General features: G+C 45.8%; 11 protein-coding genes. 7 read left to right on the plus strand and 4 right to left on the minus strand.

Annotation, left to right across the window (positions count from 1 at the left end):
* Positions 1-9 precede the first annotated feature (9 nt).
* The 4 genes from prpF (at position 10) to ACQEXT_RS03555 (ending at position 5,146) form a co-directional block, all read left to right on the plus strand.
* On the plus strand, positions 10-1,188 hold the full coding sequence (gene prpF / locus ACQEXT_RS03540) for a 2-methylaconitate cis-trans isomerase PrpF (protein ID WP_426950653.1): 1,179 nt from the start codon (positions 10-12) through the stop codon (positions 1,186-1,188).
* A gap of 54 nt (positions 1,189-1,242) precedes the next feature.
* Positions 1,243-3,120: a propionyl-CoA synthetase gene (locus ACQEXT_RS03545; RefSeq protein ID WP_426950655.1), complete on the plus strand. Its 1,878-nt coding sequence runs from the start codon at positions 1,243-1,245 to the stop codon at positions 3,118-3,120.
* A 107-nt stretch (positions 3,121-3,227) separates the two neighbouring features.
* Positions 3,228-3,722, plus strand: a complete 495-nt coding sequence (locus ACQEXT_RS03550; protein ID WP_331418611.1) for a GNAT family N-acetyltransferase — start codon at positions 3,228-3,230, stop codon at positions 3,720-3,722.
* A gap of 101 nt (positions 3,723-3,823) precedes the next feature.
* Positions 3,824-5,146 (plus strand): NUDIX domain-containing protein, encoded by a 1,323-nt coding sequence (locus ACQEXT_RS03555; protein WP_426950657.1) that lies wholly within the window; start codon positions 3,824-3,826, stop codon positions 5,144-5,146.
* 22 nt (positions 5,147-5,168) lie between these two features.
* Here the strand turns inward: ACQEXT_RS03555 and ACQEXT_RS03560 are convergent, their stop codons facing one another.
* On the minus strand, positions 5,169-5,978 hold the full coding sequence (locus ACQEXT_RS03560) for a Cof-type HAD-IIB family hydrolase (protein ID WP_426950659.1): 810 nt from the start codon (positions 5,976-5,978) through the stop codon (positions 5,169-5,171).
* Between the two features lie 155 nt (positions 5,979-6,133).
* On the opposite strand from ACQEXT_RS03560, the gene queE reads away from it, so the two are divergent.
* Both queE and queC read left to right on the plus strand, forming a co-directional pair.
* Positions 6,134-6,802 carry a 7-carboxy-7-deazaguanine synthase QueE gene (gene queE, locus ACQEXT_RS03565; RefSeq protein ID WP_426950661.1) on the plus strand — a complete coding sequence of 223 codons (669 nt, stop codon included), beginning with the start codon at positions 6,134-6,136 and terminating at the stop codon, positions 6,800-6,802.
* An 11-nt stretch (positions 6,803-6,813) separates the two neighbouring features.
* Positions 6,814-7,497, plus strand: coding sequence for a 7-cyano-7-deazaguanine synthase QueC (gene queC / locus ACQEXT_RS03570; protein WP_426950663.1), 684 nt, complete (start codon positions 6,814-6,816; stop codon positions 7,495-7,497).
* A 35-nt stretch (positions 7,498-7,532) separates the two neighbouring features.
* Here queC and ACQEXT_RS03575 read toward each other — a convergent pair whose 3' ends face one another.
* The 3 genes from ACQEXT_RS03575 to ACQEXT_RS03585 all read right to left on the minus strand — a co-directional run bounded on the left by ACQEXT_RS03575 (position 7,533) and on the right by ACQEXT_RS03585 (position 9,904).
* The gene (locus ACQEXT_RS03575; RefSeq protein ID WP_138972336.1) at positions 7,533-7,886 is read right to left on the minus strand and encodes a DUF2750 domain-containing protein; all 354 of its coding nucleotides are present in this window, start codon (positions 7,884-7,886) and stop codon (positions 7,533-7,535) included.
* Between the two features lie 100 nt (positions 7,887-7,986).
* A complete protein-coding gene (locus ACQEXT_RS03580; RefSeq protein ID WP_426950665.1) occupies positions 7,987-8,598 on the minus strand; it encodes an OmpA family protein in 612 nt (203 codons plus the stop codon).
* Position 8,599: 1 nt separating this feature from the next.
* The gene (locus ACQEXT_RS03585) at positions 8,600-9,904 is read right to left on the minus strand and encodes a TolC family outer membrane protein (protein WP_331418616.1); all 1,305 of its coding nucleotides are present in this window, start codon (positions 9,902-9,904) and stop codon (positions 8,600-8,602) included.
* A 419-nt stretch (positions 9,905-10,323) separates the two neighbouring features.
* On the opposite strand from ACQEXT_RS03585, the gene ACQEXT_RS03590 reads away from it, so the two are divergent.
* Positions 10,324-11,747 (plus strand): Ig-like domain-containing protein (locus ACQEXT_RS03590; protein WP_426950667.1); only part of this gene is annotated, 1,424 nt, incomplete at its 3' end.

An 11,747-nucleotide genomic window follows, 5' to 3' on the forward strand; every position in this document is an offset into this window, starting at 1 on the left:
GTGACGGTCATGAAACTACGTCAGATTAAAGTACCCGCGACCTATATGCGTGGCGGAACCAGCAAAGGGGTGTTTTTCAGTCTGCAAGACCTGCCGTTGGAAGCTCAACAGCCCGGTGAAGCGCGTGACCGTCTGTTAATGCGTGTCATTGGCAGCCCTGATGCTTACGCTAAGCAAATTGATGGCATGGGCGGCGCAACGTCTAGCACCAGTAAAACGGTGATCGTTTCTAAGAGTGAAAAACCGCAACACGATGTTGACTATCTATTTGGTCAGGTCGCGATAGATAAGCCGTTTGTCGATTGGAGCGGTAACTGTGGCAACTTGTCTGCGGCCGTTGGCCCGTTTGCGATCCATGCAGGGCTAGTCGACCCTGAACGCATCCCTGACAATGGTATTGCTGTCGTCAGAGTGTGGCAGGCAAACATCGGCAAGACGATAGTGATTCACGTGCCGATTGTTGATGGGCAAGTGCAGGAGCTTGGGGAGTTTGAGCTAGACGGCGTGACCTTCCCAGCAGCGGAGATTCAGGTTGATTTTATGCAGCCAGGGGACAGCTCAGGCAGTATGTTTCCGACCGGCAATGTTATTGATGAACTCAATGTACCGTCGGTTGGTAGTTTCGAAGCGACGATGATCAATGCGGGTATTCCAACCATCTTTATTGATGCTCATGCCCTTGGCTATACAGGCAGTGAGCTTCAGCAAGACATTAACAATGATCAAGATGCTTTGGAGCGTTTTGAAACAATTAGAGCATATGGTGCGCTCAAGATGGGTTTGATTGACTCAGTCGAACAAGCACAAGCGAGACAACACACGCCGAAAGTGGCCTTTGTCAGTGAGGCGAAAACGTATGTTTCTTCGAGCGGTAAAGTGGTTGAAGAGCAGCAGATTGATCTGCTGGTCCGTGCTCTGTCAATGGGCAAGTTGCACCACGCGATGATGGGCACAGCGGCGGTCGCCATTGCTTCCGCTGCATGTGTACCAGGTACGATAGTAAACAGAGCCGCAGGAGGGGGGGAGCGTGAGTCGGTCACATTTGGTCACCCTTCTGGCACTTTGAAAGTAGGTGCTAAGGCGAGCGAGAGCGACAACGGATGGCTCGTTGAAAAAGCGGTTATGAGCCGAAGTGCTCGAATCATTATGGAGGGATTTGTGTACGTACCCTCCGATGTCTTTGCGTAGTTGACTGAATCTGACTACCTACAAGCAATGTCGAGACATACTGGAGGAAGCAATATGTCTGCATATGAAAAAGAATATCAATGGGCCCTCAATCAACCACAAGCGTTTTGGGGGGCACAGGCAAAACATATCGATTGGTTCAAAGCTCCGGAAACCATATTGGCGAACGACGAGAATGGTGTAGAACGTTGGTTCCCTGATGGGCTACTGAATACCTCGTGGCTTGCACTGGATTATCACTGTGAGCAGGGGCGTGGTGAACAAACTGCACTCATTTATGATTCTCCGGTCACAGACACCAAGCGAAGCTACAGCTACCGTGAGTTACGTGATCAGGTGGCAAAAATCGCTGGCATGCTTGCTCAGCAGGGCGTTGAAAAGGGCGATCGCGTTGTTATTTACATGCCGATGATACCTGAAGCGGCAATGGCGATGCTGGCTTGTGCTCGTCTTGGTGCTATTCATTCGGTGGTATTTGGCGGATTCGCTGCCAATGAACTTGCGGTGCGTTTGGAAGATGCTGAGCCCAAAGTCGTTATGACAGCCTCGTGCGGAATTGAAGTGAACAAAGTCATTCCATACAAACCATTGGTCGATAAAGCGATTATGGACAGCCGTTGGAAGCCTGAGCACGTCATTGTACTGCAAAGGTCTCAGTGTGAAGCTTCTCTAGAGAGTGAACGTGATATTGATTGGCACAAAGCGTATCAATCTGCGTTGCCACATGCTTGCGTTCCTGTTCTGGCAACGGATCCGCTCTATATCCTTTACACATCGGGCACAACGGGCAAACCAAAAGGGGTGGTTCGAGATAATGGCGGTCATGCGGTCGCAATGAAGTACTCAATGACCTCCATCTACAACATCCCACAAGATGGCGTGTTTTGGGCAGCATCTGATGTGGGTTGGGTGGTTGGTCACTCTTATATTGTGTACGCGCCACTGATTCATGGCTGTACCACGGTGCTGTTTGAAGGCAAACCAGTGCGTACTCCAGATCCTGGTGCCTTCTGGCGAGTGTGCGAAGAGCACAAGGTTGATGTGTTGTTCTCAGCGCCAACCGCGTTTCGTGCGATTAAGAAGGAAGATCCGGATGGTCACTTCATTAAGCAGTTCGACCTATCAAAATTAACCACAATCTTTATGGCCGGTGAGCGCCTTGATCCACCAACATTGGAGTGGGTGGAAAGCAAGGCCGACAAGCCAGTGATTGACCATTGGTGGCAGACTGAAACAGGTTGGGCAATTGCCGGAAACCCGACGGGTATTGAGATGATGCCAGTGAAAGCGGGCTCAGCGACTAAGCCTATTCCAGGTTATCAAGTTGAGATCCTTAATGAGCTTGGCGAGGCTGTTGAGGCGAATCAACAGGGCTTTGTTGCTTTGAAGCGCCCACTGCCACCAAGCTGTTTGCCAACGGTGTGGCGTAACCATGACCGTTTTGAATCGGGTTATTTAAGCCAGTTCCCAGGCTACTATGTTTCTGGTGATGGTGGCTATCTTGATGAAGAGGGCTACCTATTCATTATGGGGCGTATCGATGACGTGATTAACGTTGCGGGACACCGTCTATCAACCGGTGAGATGGAAGAGATAGTTGGCGGCCACCCTGCAATTGCCGAATGCGCTGTCGTTGGCGTGCATGATGACTTAAAAGGTCAGTTACCTCTTGGTCTCGTCGTACTTAAAGATGGTGTGAAAGTTGATGATGCACAACTCGAAGGTGAATTGATCAATAAGGTCCGCGAACTGATTGGTGCGGTAGCCTGCTTTAAACACGCGCTGGTGGTTGAGCGTTTACCTAAAACACGTTCTGGTAAGATTCTACGCCGTACCATTCGTCAGATTGCTGATGGTGAGCAATACACGGTACCATCAACCATTGATGATCCAACAAGTCTAGAAGAGATAGAAAAAGCACTTCACTCTTAGTTGGCGCATCTTACGTAGTTTAAGCCCCTCATACAAAGGGGCTTTTTTGTTGAAAAAATTTGACTAAACCGCCACACTGTCACTTTATTTGTAACGCAAAAATATTTATGCACCCAGTATCAATTCGTTCTGCAGGCGAAAACGATCTCGAACAGCTTAATGAACTGATGTACCAGCTTCATGATGAGCACCATCGTCAATGCCCTAACTACTTCAAAACAGCAGAAGAGATAGAGCAAGAAAAAAGCATTGCTCGCTATCTAGACGATCCTGAATGTCTTGTTTTTGTGGCATGTCAGGCTAACGCCATCATAGGCTTTATCACGGGGCATTTTTGCGAACTCATTTCTACAGTTAGTAAGCCGATCCAAATGGGGAGCATCGATGAGCTATTTATCTGCCCTGAATATCGTGGACAAGGTGTGGCGAATCAACTTTGCCAAAAAATAGAACAACGCTTTGTCGAGTACGGTGTACAGGAAGTTTTTGTTGAAGTGTGGCAATTTAATGCTTCAGCGGTCGAATTCTATCAGCAGTTCGGTTTTGAACATCATATTCATTGGTTACGTAAGTCAGTCGGGAAACACAAGCCAGCATCATGAGTTTTTATTCTAATATAGTTAGCACCTTTATATGTCTGATCTCAGCCTTCTTTTCTCTTTCCTCTGTGGCTGAGTCAGACTCATCAAATTTAAAGGGGGCGGTGTGCGTTATTCGCTCAGGCGAGAAAGTGGTGATGGTCAATGAAATTATTACCAGCAAGCTTTCACTGCCAGCAGGCACCATCGCCAGTGGTGAAGATCCAAAGCTGGCGGCTCAACGTGAAGCGTGGGAAGAGACTGGGCTGGTGGTTTCTGTAGGCAATGAATTAGGTCGGAGTGATAACGCTGCGTTTTATGATTGTGTTGCTGACTCAGATATTGTCGCTTTCCAATACAACAATCTTCTCGATGGTAACGAGTTACCCATTTGGTTTGCTCCACATTATGGTATAGAGATATCGTCTGCAATGTTAGTCGATCCGCAACTGGTGCCTATGGAAGACTATCGTTTTCCAGAGCAACTTCAGTGGTTGATTGATGCTTTGCCCAATGCCACCGATCAGAGCGTACTTTACGTGGGCAATCTCGTCGAGGCAGCGCCATTTTTCAATCAGTTAGAACTCGGTTGGATGGTGCAATTGCAACACTCTTTGCTCAAGATGCCTGAGTATATTTACACGGTTTTAGACCTGATGCTGATTGCGGGTAATTATCTTGCCAATCCGCTAATTCTATTGGGGTTATTTCCTCTACTTTATTGGCGATTTGGTAAGGAGTTTTGTTATCGAGCGTTCTTTGCCGTTACCGTAACATCACTACTTAGCCTTGTTGCTCAACAGGGGTTTGCACTTCCGCGGCCGCATGTGTATCTGCCTGCTGTAGAGTTGGCATCAAGTTATGGATTTGGCTTACCGAGTTTACCAATAGCCGTTTGGCTTTGTGTGGGTGTGTTGGTTCTTGATGCACTGAAAAAACTGTATCTTAATCGTTGGTCAATCATGCTTCTGATTGCCGTGAGTTGGCTCGCTATTGCCAAGTTTTACAGTGGTGCTGCTTTCATGATTGACAGTATTAGTGGCGCGTTATTAGGTGCTTTATGTGCATGGCATATCATTAGGTTACAAAGCCGAACCGAAGTGGATGCGATGGTATTACTCTCATCGAAGCTGGTTTGGGGTATGCTGGTTTTTGCCGCGACACTGCTCACCATCTTTTGGCCAATACCTGTATTTACTTATTGGTTAGCAATAATAGTGACGGTGTTCGGTTTGGTTACAACCCAGCGTACAGAGCAGAAAAAGGCGAATGGCAAGGATACGGTGATTGCTATGTTTGCTATGGTCATAACCTATTTGCTGGTCAGTTATGCTGCGACCTTTGTGTCCTCAAGCGGCCTCTATTCGCTTATTGTCGAAACACTTAGATACCCGTTATTGCTGATTGTGTTCGCAATACTTATCAGAGCAAAAGCAAAGGCAGCGTAACGCTGCCTTTGTGCATTAGGGCTTATTTGTTCAAAATGAATTGCTCAATAACTTTTGCAACTCCGTCGTCATTGTTGCTTGACGTAATATAGTTGGCGATGGCTTTGGTCTGTTCCATCGCGTTTTCCATCGCAACCCCAAGCCCAGCATATTCGAGCATGTGGTGATCATTTTCAGCATCACCCATGCAAATCACCTCGTCAGCCTTAATGCCTAGATAATCTGCAATGGCTTTGACACCAACGCCTTTATTACTGTCGAGACTCAGAAACTCTAGGAAAAAAGGCGCACTTTGAACAATGGTAAATTCCTCTCGCACCGATGGTGGGATCTGATCAACCAGTCTGGTCAGAGTTTCTGGCTCGGCAACAATCATAGCCTTGATGATAGCGTGGTTGTCTTCAAGTTGATCAAAGTCCATTTCGGTTACTGGAATTTGGTTAATAGTGGATTCAATTTGAGTGAATTCATTGTGCTTTGGGGTGATAAGCCCTAGCTCTGCACTAAAGGCATGACAGTAGGCACCTAGTTGTTGCGCCAGTGCTGCAACTTGTTTAGCGCGCTTACCATCAATGATGGCAGTGTGAATCAGTTTGTTGGTGCCCAGTTCTTTCACCATTGAGCCATTGAAGTAAACAACGAACTCATTGTCACCTTCAATGTTGAGCTCCGTTAGCTTCGCTTGCATGCCGTCCAGAGGACGACCAGAGGCAAGAACCACCTTTACGCCACGTTGACGTGCTTCGGCAATCGCGCGTTTTGTTCTCTCGCTAATGGTCTTTTCGCTGGTGAGCAAAGTGCCATCCATATCAAGAGCAATCAATTTATACATAACTTACCTTAAAATAGAGCGTAGACGACGCAAAAGAGTCCAGCATAATGGCTGAGATTCGAATGATCAATTTATGAATTAGTTGACCTTCAACCTGGAGTCCTTTAAGGTCTCGTTCCTGCAAACTTTTGATGATGATTTAGGCTGAGTTTAAGTTGTACAAGATTAACGAAATGTTTCAAACCATTCAGGGAGAAGGGGTCTTTACGGGCGTTCCTTCAGTATTTGTCAGATTGCAAGAGTGCCCAGTGGGTTGTGCTTGGTGTGATACTAAGCAAACTTGGGATGCGACCCCGCAAGACGAATGCTCGCTTGAAGAAATCCTAACCAAGAAAGAGGACTCTCCGACTTGGTGTAGTGTATCAGCACAAGACATTGTTAATGAGTACAACAAGCAAGGCTACACCGCTCGACATATTGTGATTACTGGCGGTGAACCTTGTATTTACGATCTTCATCCTCTAACGGCTGCGTTTGAAGCCATGGGTTGCCAATGTCAGATAGAAACCAGCGGAACTTATGACGTTGTAGCTAGCGAAAATACATGGGTGACAGTGTCACCAAAGGTGGCTATGAAAGGCAAGCTGCCAGTGTTAGACAGTGCATTATTGCGAGCGAATGAGATTAAGCACCCAGTAGCAACTGAGAAAGACATCGACCAACTGGATGCTTTGCTAGAACGCGCTCAAGTGCCAAAGTCGACTACCATTGCGCTTCAGCCAATCAGTCAAAAACCCCGTGCAACCGAGCTGTGTATTGATGTCTGTATCGCTAGAAATTGGCGTCTGTCGATCCAAACTCACAAATACCTCAGCATTGCTTAAAGGAAACAATCATGAACAAAGCCGTTGTAGTATTCAGTGGTGGTCAAGACTCAACCACATGCCTTGTCCAAGCGCTTAAACAGTTTGATGAAGTTCACGCGATTACTTTTGATTATGGTCAGCGTCATAAGTTAGAAATCGAAGTGGCACAAAACTTAGCAAAAGAGTTGGGTGTTAAGGCCCATAAGGTGATGGATGTCAGTCTATTGAATGAACTGGCAATCAGTTCCCTCACTCGTGATGACATTGCGGTTTCTCATGAACTGCAAGAGAATGGCCTACCAAATTCGTTTGTACCTGGTCGCAATATCCTGTTTTTAACCCTAGCGGGTATCTATGCTTATCAGATTGGTGCGAAAACAGTGATCACTGGTGTATGTGAAACGGATTTTTCTGGCTACCCAGATTGCCGTAATGATTTCGTTAAAGCGATGAACAACGCATTAGCTCAGGGTATGGACTACCAACTAGAGATTGCGACCCCATTGATGTGGCTGAATAAGGCCGAGACTTGGGCATTGGCGGATCAATATGACGCTCTGCAACTTGTACGTGAGAAAACCCTGACTTGCTACAACGGGATTATTGGTGACGGATGCGGTGATTGCCCATCATGCGAACTGAGAAAAGTCGGTCTAAATGACTATTTGGACAACCGCGAAGCGGTGATGGCAACCTTAGTGGCCAAGCAATAAGAACAAAAAAGCGTCCCGAGGGACGCTTTTGGTCATTAGTCTAGGTACATCTTCGCGAGATCTGATGGCTCCATCTCTTTACCTTCAAGTTGAGCATTCCAGTTAGTACCAACTAGAACACCATCTTCAGCAAGAGTTAGCAACCAATCTTCAACGAAAATATCCAGTGGGATTTCTAGCACTTCGAAGTCTGCCCACTCTTCAACATTGTGCGCTTGTGCATCTTCTTTATTTGACCAGAATGGCATTACTTCACTGTTTTCAAATTCAGTAGAGTCGCAAGACAGCCAGCCTTCTTCATTTCGCATGCCCCAAACTAGCTTAGATTGCTTAGTTTCTGAAACGAATAGCTCAAGGTTTGCTTGAATATCAGAAGTTAATTTGCTCATTGGTTTTATCTCATACGTTTAATTGCTGCTAGGGTAACACTCATCACCCAAAAGCAAAATAAAAAAGGGAGCCGAAGCTCCCTTAATCAAAAACAAATGGTTATTTCTCAATCTTAGTGAAGATTGACCACTCTTCTTTAACATTACCTTTGTGGCCGACAACCGTTGCCACTACCTTGCGGTTTTTCGCATGACTGATTTCGTCTGTGCCTAATGCTTCAAGATCTGTGTCACCGAAACCGATAATGCGGACACGGTCTGAAGCAACACCGTTTTCAAGCAATGCCTTTTCTACTGATTGTGCACGACGCTCAGATAGAGCCATGTTGTATTCCGCTTTACCTACTTTACTTGCATAGCCACGAAGTTCGATCGACGTTGACGGGTAAGATTCAAGGAAGGCAGACATCTCACGAATCTGAGCTAAGAAAGCGGGTTGAATCTGATCCGAATCGTTAGCAAACAGAATATGCAGATTTAGCTGTTCTTCTGTTTTGATGTAAGTACCACATCCGTCGTTATCAATATCGGCTTTAGCCGGAGTTTGAGGACATAAATCGCGCGCATTAATCACACCATCCCTATCTTCGTCCAGCAAGTCTGCTAGCTGATTCGGAGTCGGAGTTGCGCGATACTCGTACGTGTCTTCGGCTTTGAGTGGTGCTGCAAAAATGGTTGCAGTGACAAGCGCTGAAAGTACTGTTTTTTTCATCTTAGTATTCTACCTTCTTATTCCACTCTTCAGGTGTATCCACACGTAGTGCCGCCATCAAGTTGCCCGTTGCATTCATAACACGGTACTTAGCGTACTGCTCGTCATACTTAGCATCTAGGTAACCTTTGCGAGCCTCGAACAACTCGTTCTCAGTGTTGAGCAAGTCAAGTAGGGTACGTTTGCCGAGCTTGTACTGCTTTTGGTACGCAATAACGGTGTCAGATGCCGAGTCTACGTGGTCAGCAAGAAACTCTTTTTGCTGAACGGTTAGATCAAGAGCACTCCATGATAGACGCAAACCTTCTTCAACAGTGCGGAATGTACGATCTCGGAAATCTTTCGCTTTATTCAACTGATATGCTGCGCTCTCTGAACGGTCTGCATCAGAGCCACCGTTGTATAGGTTATAGCGCATACGTAGCATTGCAGAGAATTCGTCGCTGCCACCTTCAATGCCGCCGGCATCATCGCGCCAAGTTTGGTTGGCTTCGATTGACAGTGTTGGGTAGTTAACGCCTTTAGTTTGGTCGTATTGGAATCGAGCAGAATCGACGTCAGCTTGAGCTATCTTGATCACTGGATGTGAGTTAAATGCGGTGTCTAAAGCTTCATCCACTGTGAAAGGGATTGCGGTTTGATCGGCACGAGGGAAGATTAACCCTTGTGGAGCTTGACCAACGATACGCTTGAATTGAGTGTGGACATCAAACAGGTTGTTTTGCGCAGCGAGCAAGTTGCCGTGCGCTTTAGCCAAACGTGCTTCTACTTGTGATAAATCTGCTGTTGAACCTATTCCTGAATCAACACGTTTGCTGATGTCACGATAAATCTCTTTGTGTACAGCCAGATTACTTTCAGAAAGAGCTAACACTTCATATGCTTTTGTCGCGTCCAAATAAATCTTAGTCACTTGAAGAGCGATATCTTGGGCATCGGAAAGAAGTTGAAATCGAACAGACTCGGCGTCTGCAGCAGTTCTATCCATGTCGTTAAGAGTAGCGGAACCATCCCATAACAACTGTGTCAGCGTCAAAGTCGCTTCTTTACGGGTCAATTCATTTTCGGTCCCTGATGCTAAGTCAACCGCTTCATAACCAATACCTGCATCTAAATCCAATTTAGGCATGTAAGCGCCAGTTGATGCTTCTGAGTCATAAAACTTACTCATAAACTCATTGTATGATGCTTTAATTTCAGGATTCGTAGTAATGGTGTAGGCAACTGCTTGCTCTAATGTTTGACTATGTGCTGGAAAGCTAAGTGCAACCGCGCAACTTAGTACTTTCAACTTATTCCAATTCACTCTGACTCTCCTCGAAGTGCTCGTAATTGAGGATAATACTCAACTTTTTTGTCTCGTTTGTGAGATTTATCCATCGATAGCGCCAATAAAATAGCACTCTTAGGGCTAGAAAACTAATGAAAAACGCATTTATTGCGTTGCTAAGTTGTGAATTATCGACAAAGATTAAAAAAATGAGTGCATATTGGTTAAAGAGGCATTATTCACACTTAATAGGGCTAAAAATGTGATCTTAATTCATGGTCTCAATGTTGAGAAATGCAACTTGTGTCGTGTTTGTTGAGGCTTTTATACAAAAAATGTGTTTAGCCGAATAGTTAAAGATGTTAATTTATAACCTGCATGAATTTTTAACATTGCCAAATTTTTGTCGGCAATGACATAAGCAAGAATTTAGTCAAGGATAAAGGGCTTAAAATATGGGTTTTGGTACTTACGTAGCAGTAGGCAATTTAGCAGCAAACCAAATCATCGTTATTGATGCAAACGGTAATGTTCGAGTTTTGGTAGAGGGAGAGCTTCCAAAACCGGGTGAGGTGATTGTTCAGGGCAATCCTGAGTTTGCTGAAGATCAACAACTACAAGTCAACCTAGTTGGCGACAACGGCGAGAACCTAGATATCTCAGCAGAAATTGCAGATATCTTTGCTGCGTTAGAAGAAGGCCAAGACCCGACAGAGTTAGGTGAAGACTTTGCAACGGCCGCTGGTGGTCAAAGTGGTTCAAGCCTAACGGCTTCCACATCTGTTGCGCGTGATGGTGCCGAGACGATTGCTTCGACTAATTTCGATACTTCAGGTTTTGAATCATTAGGTCTTTCTCAGACACAAAGCCTTGCACTCCTAGAGCAATTCCGTCTATTCAATCCTATTTTCGTTGATCTAAATAATGACCCACTAGGTGATAGCCTTGCCGTTGTTACCGACGAAGATACACCTATCAGCGGAACGCTGACTGCTACAGACCAAAATGCCCAAGATATCCTAACTTTCTCCCAATCTTCTGCGCCTGCAAATGGTACGGCTATCGTAAACCCAGACGGCACTTGGACCTATACGCCGAATGAGAATTATAACGGCCCTGATAGCTTCACTGTCATTGTCAATGACGGCAATGGTGGTACAGATACGCTGGTAGTCAATATTGATGTTACTCCTGTGAATGATGCTCCAGTAGCAGAGCCTGAAAATCGCTCGTTATTAGAAGATCAGGTCATCACAGGCAGTATGACTGCGACCGATGTGGACCAGCCCGCTGGTGAGCCATTAGTCTTTACTACGGACACAGTAGTGAATGGCCTGACTTTAAATGGAGATGGTACCTATGAGTTTGATGCGTCTTCGTATGATTATCTTGCACAAGGTGAAGAAATAACTATTGAAGTGCCAGTTACTGTTACTGATAACTTCGGGGCAACTGACTCTGCCACGTTAACTATCGTTTTAACAGGCACCAACGACGCGCCAAAAGTTGAAGGTGTAAGCGCGACGCGCACTGAAGATGATGACATCTTCACCTTAGATTTGTTGTCGAAGAGCAGCGATGAGGATGCGAGTGATGAGTTAGTGGCCGAGAATATCACATTAACTTCTGGTGATGCGAAGGGTGTTACTGTCAAAGACGGCGTTCTGACGGTAGAGCCAAACGCTTACAACTCACTGGCATCGGGTGAAAGTGAAACCATCACATACAGCTATGATGTTGTGGAATATGACGACGAAGGCCAAGAGTTATCGCGTACAGAAACCACAGCGACGATTACCATCACAGGCACCAACGACGCGCCAAAAGTTGAAGGTGTAAGCGCGACGCGCACTGAAGATGATGACATCTTCACCTTAGA

The sequence above is a fragment of the Vibrio sp. TRT 29B02 genome (assembly GCF_050113655.1).
Lineage (GTDB): Bacteria > Pseudomonadota > Gammaproteobacteria > Enterobacterales > Vibrionaceae > Vibrio.